This is a genomic window from Jatrophihabitans sp., assembly GCF_035474675.1.
In the GTDB taxonomy this organism is placed as follows: domain Bacteria; phylum Actinomycetota; class Actinomycetes; order Mycobacteriales; family Jatrophihabitantaceae; genus Jatrophihabitans_A.
Genome location: NZ_DATINC010000063.1, coordinates 57641 through 77039, shown reverse-complemented (window position 1 = coordinate 77039; position 19399 = coordinate 57641). Strand labels below are relative to the sequence as shown.

The window sequence follows — 19399 nt, the reverse complement described above, 5'->3', positions numbered from 1 at the left end:
GGCGATGGCAGGAATGGCGCTACCAACAGTGGAGAATGATCGTCTAAGCACTCTAGGTGCTCGCGTGTCGTGTGCGTCGGCTGGGCCCTCACTCAGTAAGGCGTCGGACTCGTGCCGAATGGCGGTTACCTACCTAGTACGACTCTAAGCCGCTTCGCACGCTGCTTGAAGGCTCTCTCGCCACCTTCCAGGATATTGCAGACATGACCTCGGATCGTCGGATCTTCAAGCCCACCGCTGACGTATGAGAACTCTGGCGGTGAGCCTCCGCCATGCTTAGTGCAGGAGGCAACGATTACCTGATCGACATCAGTATTGACAACCAAGTTGGCGTTGTGCGTCACGATTATCACCTGCCGACGCAGCCGAGCGTCGCGGAACAAGCTCACCAACTCGGTAAAGACCGACCTAGGGTCCAGGTTCTCTTCTGGCTGATCGATGATGAGTGGTCGCGAGTCTTCGAGATCCAGAGCGAGGTACAGCAGAAGTAGGACGATGCCGCGTGTCCCGGGTGACAGTTGGGTGATCGAGACACCCTCGTACTCAATGCTGTAGTGGACGCGAATGTGATCAGTTGAGTAGAGCCAGCGACCGAGGTCTACGACCCACTGCGGGTATTCATCCGAGCCGTGCTCCACCCCTGACTGTTCGAGCAAGCTCTGGTTATATGTCTTCCGGAAGATCTCCATCGCGGTCGCGACGTCTGCGGCTGACCCCTCTTGCCACGCGGGTAGCAGGTCAGTGCGAGCTGCTTCCGCCAGCGCTCCCTTGCCACGGAACTTACCGTTCTTGCGAAGATCAAGTAGAGCCTCTCCGGCCTTGGACCACTCGTCCAAATTAATATCGCGTACCACCGTCAAGCGCAACTTGCTCGCTGAGGTCGATGAACTCTGCAACTTGGCGCTGAGCGGCGTATACAGGTCAATTAAGATCTCGCAGGCATCGGTGATCAGCTCAAAGAATCGCTCATATAGTTTGGCCCGCTCAGCAAAGATTCCTTCTAGCCTGGCAGGGCTTTCCTCTGCCCTAGCAAGCTCTTCCTCTATGCGCTGCCGCTTGGTGTCGAGTGTCGTTTGCATGTTGGCGATCTGCTGGAGACGCTGAGTATTCTTCTGATCAGCGCCGATCTGCTCTCCAACCTTTGCCTGTTCTGCCCGAAGCGGGGCGAGCCCGCAATCTGCGAGCTCCTCAGCAGTCATAATTGGCTTAGGTGTATTCCCCGCTCGCTCGGTCGTCGACTTGATGAGCGTCTCTTGAGCGTCCGTCTTCTGATCGATCACAATCAGAGGGTTACCGACAAATGCCGGCTGCAAGGTCGCCCACTCATCAGCTGTTAGAAGTGATTCACCAAGCGATTGCTTGAGGTCGGTGAGCAGGCGGGGAAACACGTCCTCTGCGTAGCGTACAGCCTCCAGGCGAAGCTTGCGGTAGCTCTGTAGTTGACGACTCAGGCCTTGCAGCGTTTGCTCCCGAGCAGCGATGGCTGTGGACAGGCGAGTATAGTAATCTGACCGTTCCTTCCCGCCAGGCCTAATAAGGGCCTTGCGCGCTGCCTCGGTCTTTAGCAGATCCTCCTTGACTTTCGTCAACTCGCGGCCAAGGTCACTTCGACGAAGGTACCAGTTGCGTTCGGTCAGTACGTCTTGGGATAAGCGGTCGAGCCGTTGATTAAGCGCTTCGACGGCTAACTGCGTCTCGCTACTTCGCAGCTCCACGAGTGCGTCGAAGTTCTCCGCACCAAGACGAGTCTCTGGCGGGTGTGCCAGGAAGACCACGCGCTTGATTTCATCCAGCAGCTCGTCGCTCTCGGCGACCGATGAGCACAGTCGATCGACAAACTGCTGGGTCAGATAGTGAACCTCTGGAAGGCCGGCGGCCTGCTGGTCGAGCCGGCGAATCGACTTGCTGCCATCACTCCACTCGGCTTCAACCTGTCCGCCGCTGAGGAACGGTCGAGCACGCATCAAGAATGATTGAACATCTTCGTGGGGATTTGGACTGTCCCCGGCATGAGCAATCAGATCAGCTAGGGCGGTCTTGCCCGATCCCCGTGCGCCGATGATGGCCACCATGCCCTCATTGATCGGCAGGTCGCCCGGTGTGAGCCATGGCAGCTCCGGCGTCGCCACGGAGGCAATGCTGTACGGAGTCCCCGTGACAGGTGGTGTTGGTCCGATGGCTGACCGCCGCTGAGGCTCTAGGCAAGCTTGTATAAGGCTCTCGAAGCTCGGATCACCCTTTATCCAACAGAACCGGTCCTCAGCCGGCCTCGCCACGGAGCCCAACGTGTGCGCATCCGAACCGTGGAGGCACGGCTTTGGCCCGCCGTACGTCTCCTCTAGCTGCTTCTCGGTCAAGACACCCTCGCCGCGCCAGAACTCGATGTTCTTTGGTGTCGCAGTGAAAATGATGTGAGCGAAAGCCTCGATCTCCTTCCTGAGTGCAGCAAAACCGGCTGACTCATCTTGCAGTCCGGCTGTTCCATCGTTTGAGCTGCCCGCTACTGCGATCAGGATGTTGGAGTGTGCCCATTCCGTGTCTTCGTATAGCGTGCGTAACTGGTAGAAGTCCACCTTGAACTGATTGACACCAGCACGGAGGGCAGCCTCATCATCAGCGATGGAGGTGTCGTGGGCTCGCCCGAGCCGCCGCAGATCATCCTCAGTGCAGCTGTATGTGTCCTTGGAGAAGCGAAACGTCAGCTTCGACAAAAACCTATTAAGCTGCTGCACGTGATCTGCTTTTTCGGGCGAGACGAGTAGATGAATATTAATGCCCTTACTAGCCTTCGTCTCGATGCTGAGGCGCATTTCGATATTGCAGAAAAGTAGTCTTACTTCTGGAAGCCGGCCAGCCGCCTTGGCCGCACACACTTCAACGTAGCGTCGAGTAAGCAGATAATCGGTTATGCCGAGCGCTTCGATAGTGGGCGTAGCGGCCTCAATCGCGGACAGGTATGTAGCAAGGTCCGTCCCGCCGAAACTGTCACTCAGGGCAGTTCCCGGAGAATGGATATGTGGCTCCCAGCGGCGCCAGGCAGCACCGCGGGGGTCGGTGGGGATGCTCGCTTCGCTCACTCCGGGCATGTTACCTCGTTGCCTCCAGAGAGTCGGTTTGCAACCGTCTCTCCGCTCGGTACCAAGACACAGGAGAACTAGGTTGCAGATGTCAGGCTGCGGCGTAGCCTTGACGGTTCGTGATCAGACCGCCTTCCAATGCAAGGACACCGCGTGGACTTTAACAAGCTACTCCAACAGCAGGCCCAGGCTGCTCCAACAGAGCCCCGGGAACTCTACGCATCACTACCGGAGAAGGCCCGAGGTTATGGGTACCTCCGAGACGTGCAGGCCCAAGTATTGGAAGCCTGGCATCTTCGCCGAACAGAGCGCGATCTGGTCATCAAGGTCAATACGGGTGCGGGCAAGACTATAGATGGCTTAATCATCTTGCAGAGTTACCTTAACGCTGGCGAGGGGCCCGCATTGTATGTAGCTCCTGATAAGTACTTGGCGGGGCAGGTTCGCCATTAAGTACGCATGGCCCGCTGTCAGTGAAGTCCTAGAATTATGCCGAGCGGTCTTCACCGGTAATGCAGCTACTATTACACCGGCCTTACCGCCTATTCGACACATCACAAGTTTCGCTGAAGCGACTCATCGAATCTATTTAACCGCCACACTGGCGGACGATAGCGTACTGGTATCTGAGTTCGGCGCTGATGCCGCCAGCGTTTCTAAACCTATCACGCCTTTTACCGCCGGTGACATCGGCGAACGAATGATTATCGCTCCGTTAGAAGTGAATCCAGGGCTAAAGCCCGATCATGTACGTCAAGCCATCGCCGGCTTGGCTCATGAATACAACGTAGTGGTTCTAGTGCCAAGTGGGTCAGCCGCCAAAGCATGGGTAATTTTTACCAACAGGATAGTATATGCGGCTGATGTCGCAGCTACCGTAGATGAGTTGCGGTCGGGAAAGCACATTGGCCTCGTGGTCTTTGTAAATAAATTTGACGGCATTGACTTACCTGAGGACGCCTGCCGAGTTCTGGTTATTGACGGCCTTCCCGAGGCACAGAGCGCCGAAGACCGTGTCGAATCTCAACTGCGCAGGCACGCTCGCTTCGGCGATGATCGCCAGATCCAGCGCATCGAGCAAGGCATGGGTCGAGGCGTCAGGAGCAACGAGGATCACTGTGTAGTACTGCTGCTCGGAGCTCGGCTAAGTCAACTAGTAGTCGGGATTGATTCGCTTGCCCGCTTCAGTCCGGCTACCCGCGCTCAGCTTGAACTCTCCCGTACGGTGGCCGGCGGCCTCCAGGACGCTTCTCTTGAGGAGATCCTTCAGGTGGCCCGGCAGGCCTTGAATCGAGATGAGAATTGGGTACGACTGGCGAAGCTCAAGTTGGCCAATATCGAGCCGCCTATCAGTACTGTTGGCGTGGCTGCTATAGAGCGGCGCAGGGCCTTCGAAGCCGCAGCCGACCACAACTACCACGAGGCTGAGCAGCATATGAGCGCGGCGATCGCCTCTTCATCCGACGAAGCTGAGCAAGGATGGCTGCTCGAGCAGCAAGCAAGCTACATTAATTTGACCGATCCAGTGCGTGCTCAGACGACCTTAGTGAGCGCCCGCAAGAAGAACCGAGCTGTTCTCCGCCCCCTATCTGGAATCTCATACGTCCGCTTGTCTGCTTCGGCTGATCAGGCACAACGAGTGGTTGACTATGTATCAAATAATTACAGCTCGCCAGCTGATCTGCGGCTTGGCTTCCAGGCTGTGTTAGACGATCTAGTATTTGATCCAGAACGAACAGAGCCGTTCGAAGAGGCTCTGCGCGCCCTTGCTGAGCATATCGGTTTGACCGCCGAGCGACCCGAGTCCGATCTTCGCGAAGGGCCGGACGTGCTTTGGGCACTGGGTGCACTCAAATATTGGGTGATTGAGGCTAAGAGCGGCGCCATAGGCAATGTAATTCACAAACGAGACGCTAACCAGCTTAGCGGCTCTTTGAACTGGTTCTCTAAGCGTTACGATCAAACCACAAAAGCTACGCCTGTTATGGTTCACCGCTCGCGCAAATTAGCGCCCGATGCCAGTGCACCCGATGGCATGCTGGTCCTTGACGAAGATGGACTTATCAAACTGAAGAGGTCCGTAATGGGCTTCGCCGAAGCTTTAGCGGCAGCTCCCACTAATAACATTGAAACTGTCAATGGCCTCTTGCAGGGGCACCGCCTCCAATCAGGTAACCTTAGCGGTTACCTCAAGAACGTCCAGAATTAAGCGAAATGTGCACTGGCTAAGGTTTCTCCCTGAGTTGTAGGCAATGATTGCCGTGCAGACAGTCGTGTAGATCGACGCCCTTGGGTGATTATACCGTCCCCTCGAGCTGACCTGATCCGATCAGTTATCCCTACCCTCAACGGCGTCCAGGTCGAGCACCAGAGCGAGACGCGGGAGATAGCCGTCGTCGTACCTAGCCTCACCTTGGCGTACTGCCATCAGCCATGGAGGTAGCCTTACCAGTCGTCCGCCATTATCGGGTATTCCCAACACATAGTCTGGCTCGACCGTCTCTTGACCGTCGGAAGCTGACGCTGCGAACCACGAGTGAAGCGTTGCAGATATCTGTCGAATAACCGTCGACGAGTCCAGCGGGTCAGAGCGATCGGTAATAATTTCGAAAATGTGAGACCAAGGACGACTATGGGCGAGGTAGTCGTCTAGAGCAAGCCGACCGACGCGTGGTGCCGATCGATGTCGTCTTGCGACGTAGCTAGCCGGCGCGAGTGCGCATCCAAAATGCTCGAGCTTGGCGTGCCTGCATCCCTTGCCTATGCCAGTACGGGCGGGTGTGAAACCGTTCGGGCACACCGCGTTGCGGATGCCGTTCGGCCATGCACCACTCCAGCCGTTGTAGAAGCAGTAGAGGGGCCACAGACCGTCTGCAGCAGCTGCTTTCAGCAGGATGTCATATTGACGCTGAGTGCCGACGCGATGCCCAAGCCCAAGGTAGGCCTCATCGTCCAGTTTTTTGGCCTGGAATCGTATGCCGATCCACCCGTCGGCTGCATCACCGATGTACCACTCGAAGTCAGCACCGTTGAGTGCCTCTTCGCGATGATAAAACTTGTAGACTTCTACACCGGTACAGCGCCTGTCGAGTTCGAAGAGGTTGTGATCGGTGATTGATTCTTCCCCAAACGCGAGTCCTCGCCTCGGGCCCACTTCCACCTTGTGCCAGGTGCTTGACGCCAGGCGGTTGAGCTCATCACGCAACTGACGCACCTGAGCAGGTGTCAACATGGATGATCACCACCCAACTGGCTACCGACTTCGACATCAACCGCAACACCGTCAGCTCGATCCTGCGTAGAGCGACCGCAGCGTGACAGCACAGCGAGTTTGTCAAAGCACACGCCGTCATGGGCCTGCGTCTGCATTCGCCGATCCCTCTCCACCTTCTCCTACTTGCCGATCTAGTTCGTCCCGCAGCTGGTCCAATTGGCGATCCTGGGCCTCGTACCCTTGTTTGCCGAGGTTCCTGAACGGGTTGCGGTCTGCATCGGGGGGATTGAATCTGTAAGCAGAATTTCTCAACGGCGTCCCAGGGTGGCCCGCCCTCATGCCTTGCAGGATTGCGATGCTTGTGTCTCTTGTATCTTGCGGCAGGTCCGAGGCGACTTTGTCTAGCCAAGCAAGATCCTCATCGCTCATCGGAGGCGTGCCGGCCTCCTGGCTATCCTGCTGCTTGCCCTCGATGTGCTCTCCTAGCCGGAGTTGCCAGCCAATCTGATGAACGAACTGGATAACGCTGCGAAGAGCGTCTTCATCGGCTACGTCATTAGGTGCCATGACCGCTCCGGTCCTGCTGACATCAACGTAGAAGCCGCGCTGCTTCGATCGATCATGACGACGCGCCCACGCTCTGATCGATCCCAGAGAGGCCGCGTTCGCGGCTGGGTTGCTCGGTTCTGCGCCGAACCAGTAGCGCTCTTCAACTAGGAATCTGTGGACCAATTCCAGCTTTCTCTCGTGGCTGGCCCACAGCTCCTCCAGTTGATCGCACATGAAGGGCTCGCCTTCGGAGACGTAAGCCATCTCGATCCGGCGCTCGTGGATGGCGATGGCCTTGCCAGACTCCTCAAGCCCCAGGATCGCCAGGGAGCGCGCGAGCGCTACATGACCGAGATCAAGCACGGTAAGGGCGGAGACCAGGAGGCGGTCGGCATTCGCCAAAAGGGCATCCTGCAAGTCGACCACCTGTTGAGGCGATAGATTCGGGAGCTTCCTACTGGCCATGACGTCCAGTTTGCAGCAAGCCCGCCCAACCCTCACCCGGCGGATGCAAGCGTCGCGGTGCTGGGGCTACTCATCTGGTACCAGATCGACGATGTCCCCTTCGCTCGGCGAGTAGATACGGATGGTGTTGCACCGTTCACGGGCCCACGCAATAGCTTCCTCGCGGGTGCCCTCGAACTCCCCGAGCTGCTCCCGCCCACCCCAAACCGCCTGCCAGGTGTCATCATCGGCGAAGTACATGATGGTGACGGTCGGGCTGAAGTCAATCGAGTCGATGTCGTCGGGCTCTTTGGCCCATTCTGATCCGGGATGCAGGTAATCTGCGCCGTCCATTGCTACCCCTATTCGCTCAGTAGTGCCAGCCGGCCGACGCACTATCGCCGGGCAGCGCGGTTAGCGAGCCGAAGCGGTAAAGCGCCGAGCTGCCGAGCGTTTTGGTATGCGAGCACAGGCTGCGGGCATACAAGTACCAATAGCCTGGGTAGCCAGGGACGTTCCAGGAAAATTCAGTGACCACATTGTGGTCGTACATCGTGTTGTTGTAGTAGCTGTAGCCATTCGGATACCAGCTGATCGTCGTACCGGGACTGCCGACGGGAGTGCTTGGGCTATAGGACCGCGAGCCCTTGATGTAGCTGCCACCATGCGCCACGCCAGGGGCGCCATTGAACATGGCGGCCTCGAACACCACATTGCGGGTCTGGCCGCTGGCCTTCCAGCGGATTGGCTTGCTGGTACTGCGAGCGCCAACCAGCTTCCAGGTGATTGAAGCCGTGCCGGTGCCCAGACGGGTACTGCCCCACCCGTAGGTGAAGTCAGCGCTCCACGAGGCCTCGAAGTCACTGAGCCGGTTCCAACAGCCTTTTGCCGAGCAGTAGCCCTCCTGCCCAAACATGGCCGGGCTGGGCTGACTAGTCGAGCCGCCGCTGGTGTCGGGGTCGTCGCAGACCCAGCTGCCGACTCGGTCGGCAGGTGCAAGCGCGCATTGCGGGTCCGTCGTCGCCGATGGCCCGGCTGGCGTACTGGCGGTCCCCGCCGGACTGGCGGTCGCCGTTCCACTGTCAGTGCCGCTCAGGTCATAGTTGGCGAACAGCGGATCGGTGTTGACTGGTTGGCTGATGTCTTGGCTAGCGCAGGCGTCGTCACCGGTCGCGCAGCTGATGGCGTCGCCGGCCGCTACAAAATCGCTACTGGTGCTGACCGCGCTCTGGCCGGCGGCGCTGACCGCGGCGACCTGAGCAGCGTAGCTGTGCGTCGGGTCGAGCCCTCGCAGCACGAAGTGCGTGCAGTGCGTGCAGCTGCCGAGGCTCATCGGCGAGCTGACGTTGGTGCGATCCATCACCCAGAAGGTGAAGCCCAGGGTCGGCGCACCGTTGTCCTGACCAGGCACCCAACTGAGATCCGCCGCGGTCGCTCCGGGTATCACCGTCACCCCGCTGGGTGCAGCCGGCGGCGAGCCGATATTGAAGGTGTAGTCAGTCGACGGCGAGCGCAGGCCCAGCCGATCGACGGCAGTCACGGACAGGGTATGAGCGCCGAGGGTGGTCGGCGAGACCAGCGTGAGCGTCGTCGTGGTGCTCGGGATGGTGATGGCCGGTGCCCCATCCAGGCTGTAGCTGAAAGAGCTGGCCGCCGAACCGGTGCCACTGTCCGTGATTGAGAAGCTGGCGCTCGAGCCGCCCGGAGCCGTCCAGCTCAGCTCCGGATAGGCTGCGGAGTCTACGACCGGCGACCCCGGTGGGCTGGTGTACCAGCCTTCGACATCGAGGATGACCTCGATGGGATCGGGTGAGGAATTGACGATCAGTACCGTGCCGTCACCGGCTGGCGGCACCACCACCAGGTCGCTGCGGACGTTGGCACCGGCTGAGAAGTAGACGGAGGCCACCGCGGCCGTCGCCGGTTGGTCACCCGGCGCCAGCGCCAGCGAGCCGGCGTTGGAGCCGCTATGCACAATCTGGGGCGCTGAGGGCGTAGGCGCTCGCACCGGCGGCTGGCACCCCGGCCACGCCACCGACCGGCACCACCCGCGAGCCCCGGGCCGGCACCGTGGTGTTCGGCGCCTGCCGCGAGTCGTACACTCGCGCCGGCGTGTAGGCCCCACCGCTGCCAGGGGTGGCGGTGTAGTAGCCGACGACGTCGACTACCACGTCGATGGCCGTGCCGACCGGACCGATCCAAAGGTCGAACTGGCCGCCGCTGCCCAGATCGACGGCGGCGCCCAAGATGGTGGCGGTGTTGGCCAGGTAGTTCAGTGACACATTGCCGGGACGAGTCGTACCGGTCGGGTACGGAGAGAGGTAGCCAGCTGTCGTGCTGGTGGAGATCGCGGTCAGCATGAGGAACGCTGCCGAGGCATCGGCCGGCACAGCGGCCAGGCCGCCCACCTTGATTGAGGTAGTGGAACCGGTGGCTAGCTTGGCTTGCGGCAACCCGAGGCCGGTGCGGGTGTCCACCAGGCGGCACCAGAGTGACGTCTTCAAACCTGCACCATTCTGATCGGGTGTGGGTTTGTTCTTTGGGGCGTTACCCCGGATGTGTCTGATGTGGCGGCGCGCCACGAAGAGGCTGGGCAATGTGACTGCTGGCACCTACCTCGCTGGAGTTGCCGCCTGCGTTGCCGCCGTTCTAAGCGGCACGAGCTTGATTCTCACAAGGCGGTGGCAACAACGAGACACCGATCAACGTCGGCAGTGGGAAGAGCGCGATCTCGATGAGCAGCGCCGCAGCGCTCAGCGGGCGTGGATTCTCGATGCGCTCAAGCAACCCCTGACTGACCACATCAACATGAGTTTCAAGATCAGTAGAGCATGCAATGACGGTGTAGTTGCCGCTCATAACGGTCAAGCCGACCTTCATGAGGCGGCCTTCGATAGAGCTGTAGGACTCCATAACGAATACATAGACCTTATGCTCTATCTACGTCTGTTGGGCACACCGAGTTTGGTCTTGGCCGCAGAACGGTTACACCGAGATCTCGACATCCTCCTCGATCTGAGCTTTGCGGAGGATTTAACCAGGACAAGACGACGGCCATTCACGCCTGGACGATTTCCTGAAGACGCGACAATTGAATCTATCGGAGTAGCTTGCAGGTCAGACCGCGAGGCGCTCATCAATGAGGCGCGAGGCTACTTAGGTCTTCCAAAAGACGCGGTGATAGGTCGGTCGGTTTAACCGACATCCTAACCTTCCCCATGCTGGGATATTGAACCAAAGCCTGAAGCAGCTAGCTAGCTTCCACCCTACGAACCAGCCGCACGCCAGCCCGGAGCAGGTAGTCCCGAACGCTGTTGTTAGCGACGTTGTACTGCAAGCCAAGCTGACGCAGCGAAGGTGGCGATGCCGCTGGCCGAGGCTGCTGCACCAAGGGATCACGCCGGTCCGGCGTCCAGGTGGTTGTGGGCCCGGAACTCCTCGGTGGTGTTGGTCCAGGGGAACGCCTCGTCCGGAACCGGAACCCTCAGGCGGTCGCACAGAGGTCGCCAGCCGTCGCCGACGGTCCACTCCAGGAGCCGGTCCGGAGGGATGGCCGACCGCACCGCGGCGTTGTGCCGCTCGTAGGCGGCGATCATCGCGGCAGGGTCGTCGAGCCGGTCGCCGAACCGCTCCCGCCACACGTCGCGGAACGGGGACGACCCGTGACCGTCGTCGAGCTGGAAGATGGTCGACGCCGCGCTGCGGTACCAGGCATCGGCGGGGCGGGTCGAGAGGACGACGAGTGCCTCGGGAAACGCCGCGCTGAGCTCCGGCCAGAACGCCGCCCCCGGAAAGTCGACCTGGGCGACGTAGCCGGCGAAGACCTCTTCCCAGTCCACCGCGTCCCCTCGCAGCACCGGGGCCCACAACGCCAACTGGCGTTCGCGGTTGGCGAGCACCTCCGCCATGTGGTGGCAGCGGCCGCCCAGCAGCCTCTCCAGCGCCAGCTTCAGGGAGTAGGTGCCCGTCCGGCCGAGCCCAGGCCCCACCACGCGTAGCGTCACTGCCGCATACTACGGCGGCCCGTTTCCGGGGCCGCTGTCTTGCAGGTCGAAATATCGGGGGTGAAGGGAATCCCATGGGTAAGGTAATCGCCGGTATGACCATGTCCTTGGACGGCTATATCGACGCAGGCGCACTGAATCCAGATTTCCTGGAACTCATGGCGGCCCCGTCCTTCCAGGAAATGACGGACAACACCGGCGCCATCGTCATGGGCAGGAATGTGTACGACATGGCCGACCCGTTCCTGTGGGTCAACGATGACTACGAGTACCAGGTTCCCCTGGTAATCCTTACGCACAACCCGCCGGAGAAGTATCCCGAAGGCAACGGCAAGATCAGCGTGCAGTTCGCCACCGATGTCGAGAGCGCCATTTCCCAGGCCACCGCGGCGGCTGGTGACAAGGTCGTTCAGGTAATAGGTGGCGCCAGCACCATCCAGCAATGCCTCAATTCAGGGCTCTGCGACGAATTGCAGATAGACCTCGTGCCTATTCTCCTCGGCAAGGGACTCCGCCTGCTGGAGAACATCGACACCGACAAGGTCGTTCTCGAGCGAATTTCGGTATTGGAAACCACTTCGCTCAGGACGAGTATTACCTTCAAGGTGTCGCAGGCGAACCAGTAACTCGCGCTGGTCAGGTGCCGGCGAGTGCCAGCGTCTCCAGCCCGCGCTGCGTACCTACGAGGTGCGGCACGGGGCGGCGGAGGGCTGCCTCCATCGACGCCCGCCCCGCCGAGAGCAACTGGCGCAGGTGCGGTTCGGCCACCTTGGCTGGGTCCCGCCAGCACAGCGGGTGGCCCTCCGGCGATCTGGTGTCGGTCCTGGAGGCGCCGGCCGGGGCAAGCACCAGGAACCGAACGTCGAGGTTGCGGCGCGGCTCGGCAGCCGACCGGCACACGTGCAGGTCGATGTCGATGGGGACCGGGCACACTTCCAGGCCGGCCAGGCCCGACTCCTCCTGCGCCTCGCGCAGCGCCACCTTGGCCAGGTTGCGGTCGCCGTCGCAGTGGCCGCCCAGCTGGAGCCACATGTCGTAGTGCCGGTGCCACATCAGCAGCACCCGCCCGGTGGCCGGGTCCATCACGACGGCGGATGCGGTGAAGTGCACTCCCAGGTCGTTGACTCGCTCGACTGCGGTCGGCTCCTCCGCCGCCAGCCGCAGCGCCTGGGCGCGCACCCGGCGACGCCGCGCGCCGCGCACGCGCAGCTCCGACAGCTGCTGGACCATCGGGTCGCCCGACATGGCCGAAGACTACGTTTCCGGTACGCCCGCCAAGCCAGACACGCCGAACCCGCGCCGGCGGGTCTCTCGACCTCGTGGAGAGGCTGAGGGACTGATCAGGTGCGCCGGGACGCGCCCAGCTCCGACGGTCCCTGCCCGGCTCCGGCGGCCGGCTCGGTCGGGGTCTGCAGCGCGTAGGACATCGCGGTGTCGCTCAGCGCGCTGAGCTCGATCCCGGCCCTGGAGAAGATCTCGCGGGTGTCGGCGCCGGCGTGGTACCGGTGCTCGCACACCACCCGCCGGATGCCGGCGCTGACGATGAACATCGCGCAGGTACGGCAGGGCTCCATCGTGCAGTACACCGTCGCCCCCACCACGCTGGTGCCCGTTCGCGCCGCCTGCAGGATGGCGTTCTGCTCCGCATGGATCGTCCGGACGCAGTGCACCCGCGACACGTCGTCCTCGTCTATCACCCGACGCAGCAGGTGGCCGGCCTCGTCGCAGTGCTCGAAGCCGGGCGGTGAGCCGACATACCCGGTGGTCAGGATCTGCTTGTCGCGCACGATGACGCAGCCGCTGCGGCCGCGATCGCACGTCGCCCTGGAGCTGACGTGCCGCGTCAGCTCGAGGAAGTACTCATCCCAGTCCGGACGCTCGGTCATCGGCCCTCCCTGCGCTCGGGTCAGGCTACGCCTTGGCCCGAAGCGTCCGGTGTTCCGCCCGTTGCGGTTACGGGCTGTATCTGATATGGGCGCGCCGTACAGGTATAGCAAGCTCTGTCCGTTATCTAACTGTTGTTAAACCCTGTGGCGCAAACAGGGAAGTAGGCCTCTATATTCACCGATTGTCTGATTTGCTCTAGATCGGTGGGCCGGAAAATGCGTGGAATTGGCTCTAGCTGGCGACGTCGTCAAACCGTGGCAAGCCTCGCGTTGCCGCTACTGGTGGTAACCACCGGAGTGGTGGCAGCACCCGTCGAGGCGGCGCCACCGACTGCGGCAGCTCCGGCAACTGCGCCGCATGCCGCGGCTGCCAAGCCCGCAACGCCGGCCCGGCCCAACCGCCCGATCGACACGAAGCCGGCCCCGGACGACACCGTGCGGCGAGGCGGCATGCCGGCCACCACCGGCCACGCCGGCCGCCGCAATCCCATCCCCGCGCCGGCGCCACACCTGCCGCCGGCACCGCGCGTGGTGACCGCGGCGTGCACGTTGCCGACCGCGCCGGGTGCGGTCACCGCGACCGCTGGCGTGCGGTCGGCCACCGTGAGCTGGACGGCGGCCAACGGCGCGGGGCTGGCGATCACCGGCTACCTGGTCAGCCTGGACACCGGTGGCCCGGCCGTCGCGGTCGGGCCGGCCACCCTGACCGCCACCCTCACCGGGCTGAGCGGTGGCAGCGCCGTCACCCCGGTGGTGAGCGCGGTGACCAGTTGCGGCACCGGCCCGGCCGGCACCGCCACCCCGATCACCCCGACCGGAGTTTCCGGCAGCTACCCGGCCGCGGTGCTCGCCGACTCGCCCGCCGCCTACTACCGCCTCGGCGAGGCGGTCGGCGTCACGCTCGGGGCCGACTCGTCCGGCCACGGGGTGCTCGCCCAGTACGGCACCGGCAGCACCCGGGCCACCACGGGCGCGCTCGGCACGCTCGACCCGGATCCGGGCGTCACCGCCAACGGCGGCTGCTGCGTGGCCACCGCGCGTCCGGTGCTGCCGCTGTTCGACAACCCGCGCAGCGTCGAGGCCTGGGTCAAGCCGAGCGACAACAGCGGGCGCTGGATCGCCGCCTGGGGCCGCAACGAGGGCGAGACCAGCTTCGGCGTCGGCGTCGCCGGTGCCTCGATCATCGTCGACTCCTACAACGACGGATTGACCTTCCCGCTCAGCCGGACGCTGTCCGGTGACGGCAGCTGGCACCAGGTGGTGGTGACCGCGACCGGCAGCCAGGTGACCGCCTACGTCGACGGCGTGCCGGTCGGCACCAAGAACTTCGTCAACCCGATGGACACCGTCAACGACAGCGGCCTGGTCATCGGTGCGTACGAGAACGGCGGCAGCCCGTTCTACGGCGGCCTGGACGAGGTGTCGGTCTACCCGAGCGTGCTGAGCGCGGCAGCGGTGGCCGCCCACTTCGCCGCGACCGGCTTCCAGCGACCGGCCGCGCCCACCCGGGTGGTGGCCAGCGACGGCGCGGACAACGAGGCCGTGGTGAGCTGGGCCGTCGCCCCGCCGACCACGCCCGCGATCAGCCGGTACGTGGTCACCGCGATCGCCGCCGACGGCACCCGCTCGACCAGCGTCGTGGTGGACGGCACCAAGACCGCGGCCCGGGTCACCGGGCTGCCGGGCGATGCCAGCTACACCTTCGCGGTGGCTGCCGGCAACAGTTTCGGGCTCAGTCCCGAGACCATCAGCGGCACCGCGACGATGAGCGGCCCGCCGCTTCCGTATGCCGCGGCCGTGGCAGCGGATTCGCCGATGGCCTACTACCGGCTCGGCGATCCGCTGAACGCCCGGCTGGGTGCCGACTCAGCCGGCAACGGCAACCTGCTCGAGTACTCCCGCACCACCCTCAAGCTCGACGGCGCGCTGCCCACCGACGCCGACACCGCGGCCAGCGCCGACGGCGGCTGCTGCATCGGCACCGGCCACCCGGCCCTGCCGAGCTTCAACTCCCCCCGCACCGTGGAGTTCTGGGTCCGGCCGCTGGACGACTACGGCCGCTGGGTGCTCGGCTGGGGCCGCGGGGAGACCGACCTCGGCTTCAACGTCGGCATCGGCGACAGCGCGATCCTGGTGAGCGGCTGGGGTGACGACCTGACCTTCCCGGTGCAGAAGGCGCTGCGGGACGGCGCGTACCACTACGTCGCGGCCAGCTACGACGGCACCGCGGTGACCGCGTACCTGGACGGCGTCGCCGTCGGGACCAAGGCCTTCGCCCACCCGCTGGACACCGTCAACGACTCCGGCCTGGTAGTAGGTGCCGCCCTCAACGGAGGATCGCCGTACTACGGCTCGCTGGACGAGATCGCGGTCTACGGCAGCGCGCTGTCGGCAGAGCAGATCGGCACCCATTTCGCGGCAACCGGGCATGCGGTGCCGACAGCCGTCAGCGATCTCACCGTGGACGCCGGCGCGAACTCCGCCACCGTCAGCTGGACGCCGCCGGACACCGGCAACGACCCGCTCACCGGCTACCTGGTGTCGGCCTCGGCGGACGGCGTCCGGATGGACTCGACGACGGTGGCTCCCGACGCCAGCACCGCCACCCTGACCGGCCTGCCCGCCGGTGTCGCCGTGACGCTCAGCGTCGCCGCGCTGGATGCCTACGGCGCCGGCGTGGCGGTGGACACCGACCCGGTCACGCCGACCGGCTCGGCGACCACCTACCCCGGCGCGATCGCCGCCGACGTCCCGTCGCTGTACTACCGGCTGGGCGAGGCGAGCGGCCTGCCGGTCGCGGCCAACTCCGCCCCGGACGGCCCGGCGCTGCAGATCCGGCGGGCCGGGTACGGCGCGGCCGGCGCGCTGGTGGGCGACCCGAACACCGCGGCCACCGTCGACGGCGGCTGCTGCCTGAGCGCGGTGCCGACCACGCTGCCCGCGTTCAACGACGCACGCACCGTCGAGGCCTGGGTGAAGCCGCTCGACGGCTACGGCCGGTGGGTGCTCGGCTGGGGGGACACCGTCACCGACCGGTCCTTCAACCTCGGCGTGCAGGACAGCCTGGTGCTGGTCAGCGCCTGGGGCGACGACCTGACCTTCCAGGCACCCCGCTCGCTGGTCGACGGCTTCTGGCACCACGTCGCGGTCACCTACGACGGCAGCCTGGCCCGGGTCTACCTCGACTCGGTGCTGCTCGGCACCAAGTCCTTCGTCAACGCCCTCGACACCGCCGACGTGGCCACCCTCCGGGTCGGCTCGCACGCCAACGGCGGCAGCCCCTTCTACGGCGGCATCGACGAGGTCGCGGTGTACCCGGCTGCGCTGAGCGGTGCCCAGCTGGCCGCGCACTTCGCCGCCAGCGGGCACGGCGTGCCGGCCGGCGTCACCGGACTCACCGCCACCGCCGGTGCGAACGCGATCACCGCCAGCTGGACCGCGACCCCGTCGCCGGATCCCATCAACAGCTATGTGGTCACCGCCTACCGGGCCGGCAGCACCCCGGTGAACGCCGTAGCAGTGGCTCCGACCGCCACCTCGGCCGTGATCAGCGGGCTGCTCGGCGGCACCGCCTACACCGTCAAGGTGGTGGCCTCCAACACCTACGGAACGGGGACCGCGGCCACCTCGGCCAGCGTTACCCCGACCGGCAGCACCGCCAGCTACGCCGGCAGCGTGCTGGCCAACGCGCCGAGCGCCTACTACCGGCTCGGCGACGGCACCGGTTCCAAGGTGGCGGCGGACTCCTCCGGGCGCGGGCATCCGGGCACCTACAACCAGGCCGTGGTCGGCGGAGCCAGCGCGCTGCGGTCCGACCCGGACACCTCGGCCCGCGCCAACGGCGGCTGCTGCATCGCGGCCGCGGTGTCGGCGCTGCCGTCGGGCAACGCCAGCCGCAGCGTGGAGGCCTGGGTGAAGCCGCTGGACGGCTACGGCCGGTGGTTCGCCGGCTGGGGTGCCTCGAGCACCCGGCTGGCCTTCAACGTGGGGGTGCAGGACTCTTACATCCTGGTCGGTTCCTACGGCGACGACCTGAGCTTCCAGACCGGTCGCAGCCTGGTGGACGGCATCTGGCACCACGTGGTGGCCACCTACAACGGGACCACGGTCAGCGCCTACCTCGACAACCGGCTGATCGGCACCAAGAACTTCGCCTCGACCCTGCACACCACGACGGCCGCCCAGCTCCAGATCGGCAGCGGCAACAACGGCGGCAGCCCCTACTACGGCGACCTGGACGAGCTGGCGATCTACCCGACCGCGTTGACCGCGGCACAGGTCAGCGCGCACTTCGGAGCCAGCGGCCACGCCATCCCGACCGCCGCCGGCGCCGTGAGCGCCAGCCCGGCACCGAACGCGCTGTCGGTGAGCTGGACGTCGGCCAGCTCGCCGGACGGGGTGACCGGCTACCTGCTGACCGCGATGGCCGGCAGCACGCCCCGCAACTCGGTGGTGGTGGCGGGCTCGGCGACCTCCGGGACCATCACCGGCCTGCCGTCCGGCGTCGCCTACAGCGCCCGGGTCGTCGCGCTCAACGCCTACGGCCGCGGCCCGGCCGGTACGGCGGCCGCCGTCACCCCGACCGGGTCGGCGACCACCTACCCCGGCACGGTGCTGGCCGCCAACCCGGTGGCCTACTACCGGCTCGGCGACACCGGCGGGACGACCAGCCTGGCCGACTCCTCGGTGACCGGCAACCTGGCGGCCAACAACCGCGGCACCTTCGGCCAGGCCGGCGCGATAGCCGGCGACGCCGACCGCGCGGTGGACCTGGATGCCGGCTGCTGCCTCGGCGCGTCGGCCTCGGCGGTTCCGGTGTTCAACTCCGCCCGCACCGTGGAGGCCTGGGTCAAGCCGCGCGACACCTACCTACGCTGGATCCTCGGCTGGGGCACCGCGGCCACCGACCGGTCCTTCAACGTGGGCACCACCAACGACGCGCTGATGGTCTCCGGTTACGCCGACGACCTGACCTTCCCGACCGGCAAGTCGCTGGAGGACGGCGCCTGGCACCACCTGGTGGCGACCTACGACGGCAGCACCGTAGCGGCCTACGTCGACGGCGTGTCGCTGGGCAGCCGTACCTTCCACGCCGCCCTCAACACCGTGAGCAGCGGGCTGTTCCGGATCGGCAGTGCCATGGACGGCAGCACCCCCTACTACGGCGGCCTGGACGAGATCGCGGTCTACCCGACCGCGCTGAGCGCATCCGAGGTGGCCGGCCACTTCGCGGCCTCCGGCCATGCCGTGCCGGGGACGCCCAGCGCGGTCACCGCCACCGCCCGGGCCAACGGGGTCGACGTCAGCTGGACCGCGCCCGCCGCCGGCAACGACCCGATCGGCGAGTTCCTGATCACCGCCTACCAGGGCAGCACCCCGGTCAACTCGCTCGCGGTGCCGGGCACCCGGACCTCGGCGACGCTGACCGGCCTGCCCGGCGGTGTCCCGGTGACGGTGCGGGTGACCGGCGGCAACCTCTACGGCTTCGGCAACGGTGCCGACTCCGCGGCGGTGACCCCGACCGGGGCGGCAAGCACCTACGCCAGCACGGTGCTTGCCGACGCGCCGGTGGCCTACTACCGGCTCGGCGAGCCGGCAGCCACTCCGGTCGGCGGGGAGTCCTCCGGCCGGGCCGGCCCGCTCACCTACACCGCGACCGCCACCCGCGGGGTGACCGGTGCCCTGGCCAGCGACCCCGACACCGGGCTGACCAACAACGGCGGCTGCTGCGTGGGCTCGGCCCAGGCGCCGCAACTGCCGGAGTTCAACGGGTCCCGGACGGTGGAGGCCTGGGTGAAGCCGCTGGACGCCGCCAGCCGGTGGTTCGCGGGCTGGGGCACCAACAGCACCGACCGGGTCTTCGACGTCGGGGTCGCCGGTTCGTCGGTGATCGTGGCCGGCTATGCCGACGACCTGACCTTCCCCATCGGCCGGAGCCTGGTCGACGGCAGCTGGCACCACATCGCCGTCAGCTACGACGGCAGCGCGGCCACCGCCTACGTGGACGGCGTGTCGATCGGCAGCAAGAGCTTCCTCCGGTCGCTGAACACCGTCACCAACGGCTTCCTGCGGATCGGCGCGGCGGTGGACGGCGGCGCCCCGACCTACGGCGGCCTCGACGAGGTGGCCATCTATCCCACGGCGCTGACGGCAGCGCAGATCAGCGCGCACTACGCGGCCCGGTAAAGCCGCGCGCACCGACCGAGACCGAGAACCAGGAGCACA

At 64.8% G+C, this 19399-nt stretch carries 14 protein-coding genes; 4 read left to right on the top strand and 10 right to left on the bottom strand.

Going from position 1 to position 19399, the window contains the following annotated elements; genetic code table 11:
- Positions 1-125 precede the first annotated feature (125 nt).
- Complete coding sequence (locus VLJ82_RS07770) at positions 126-3077, bottom strand: TrlF family AAA-like ATPase (RefSeq protein WP_408662764.1); 2952 nt, start codon at positions 3075-3077, stop codon at positions 126-128.
- Between the two features lie 138 nt (positions 3078-3215).
- On the opposite strand from VLJ82_RS07770, the gene VLJ82_RS07765 reads away from it, so the two are divergent.
- Together VLJ82_RS07765 and VLJ82_RS07760 are read left to right on the top strand one after the other, a co-directional pair.
- A complete protein-coding gene (locus VLJ82_RS07765; RefSeq protein WP_408662763.1) occupies positions 3216-3530 on the top strand; it encodes a DEAD/DEAH box helicase family protein in 315 nt (104 codons plus the stop codon).
- A gap of 247 nt (positions 3531-3777) precedes the next feature.
- Positions 3778-5286 carry a helicase C-terminal domain-containing protein gene (locus VLJ82_RS07760; RefSeq protein WP_408662762.1) on the top strand — a complete coding sequence of 503 codons (1509 nt, stop codon included), beginning with the start codon at positions 3778-3780 and terminating at the stop codon, positions 5284-5286.
- 120 nt (positions 5287-5406) lie between these two features.
- Here VLJ82_RS07760 and VLJ82_RS07755 read toward each other — a convergent pair whose 3' ends face one another.
- The 7 genes from VLJ82_RS07755 to VLJ82_RS07725 all read right to left on the bottom strand — a co-directional run bounded on the left by VLJ82_RS07755 (position 5407) and on the right by VLJ82_RS07725 (position 11288).
- Positions 5407-6309, bottom strand: a complete 903-nt coding sequence (locus tag VLJ82_RS07755; protein ID WP_408662761.1) for a DUF6615 family protein — start codon at positions 6307-6309, stop codon at positions 5407-5409.
- 117 nt (positions 6310-6426) lie between these two features.
- A complete protein-coding gene (locus tag VLJ82_RS07750) occupies positions 6427-7266 on the bottom strand; it encodes an AbiV family abortive infection protein (protein WP_408662760.1) in 840 nt (279 codons plus the stop codon).
- Between the two features lie 105 nt (positions 7267-7371).
- Entirely contained in the window at positions 7372-7638 is a 267-nt protein-coding gene (locus VLJ82_RS07745) for a hypothetical protein (protein WP_408662759.1), read from the bottom strand.
- Positions 7639-7654: 16 nt separating this feature from the next.
- Positions 7655-9193, bottom strand: coding sequence for a hypothetical protein (locus VLJ82_RS07740; RefSeq protein ID WP_408662758.1), 1539 nt, complete (start codon positions 9191-9193; stop codon positions 7655-7657).
- 58 nt (positions 9194-9251) lie between these two features.
- Positions 9252-9761 (bottom strand): hypothetical protein, encoded by a 510-nt coding sequence (locus VLJ82_RS07735; protein WP_408662757.1) that lies wholly within the window; start codon positions 9759-9761, stop codon positions 9252-9254.
- Positions 9762-9933: 172 nt separating this feature from the next.
- Positions 9934-10197: a hypothetical protein gene (locus VLJ82_RS07730; RefSeq protein ID WP_408662756.1), complete on the bottom strand. Its 264-nt coding sequence runs from the start codon at positions 10195-10197 to the stop codon at positions 9934-9936.
- 482 nt (positions 10198-10679) lie between these two features.
- Complete coding sequence (locus tag VLJ82_RS07725) at positions 10680-11288, bottom strand: sulfotransferase family protein (protein WP_408662755.1); 609 nt, start codon at positions 11286-11288, stop codon at positions 10680-10682.
- A 74-nt stretch (positions 11289-11362) separates the two neighbouring features.
- Here VLJ82_RS07725 and VLJ82_RS07720 point away from each other — a divergent pair, with 74 nt between their 5' ends.
- The gene (locus VLJ82_RS07720; RefSeq protein ID WP_408662754.1) at positions 11363-11914 is read left to right on the top strand and encodes a dihydrofolate reductase family protein; all 552 of its coding nucleotides are present in this window, start codon (positions 11363-11365) and stop codon (positions 11912-11914) included.
- Positions 11915-11924: 10 nt separating this feature from the next.
- Here the strand turns inward: VLJ82_RS07720 and VLJ82_RS07715 are convergent, their stop codons facing one another.
- The gene (locus VLJ82_RS07715) at positions 11925-12533 is read right to left on the bottom strand and encodes an NUDIX hydrolase (RefSeq protein ID WP_408662753.1); all 609 of its coding nucleotides are present in this window, start codon (positions 12531-12533) and stop codon (positions 11925-11927) included.
- 95 nt (positions 12534-12628) lie between these two features.
- Entirely contained in the window at positions 12629-13174 is a 546-nt protein-coding gene (locus VLJ82_RS07710; protein WP_408662752.1) for a deoxycytidylate deaminase, read from the bottom strand.
- Positions 13175-13624: 450 nt separating this feature from the next.
- Here VLJ82_RS07710 and VLJ82_RS07705 point away from each other — a divergent pair, with 450 nt between their 5' ends.
- A complete protein-coding gene (locus VLJ82_RS07705; RefSeq protein WP_408662751.1) occupies positions 13625-19360 on the top strand; it encodes a LamG-like jellyroll fold domain-containing protein in 5736 nt (1911 codons plus the stop codon).
- Positions 19361-19399 lie beyond the last annotated feature (39 nt).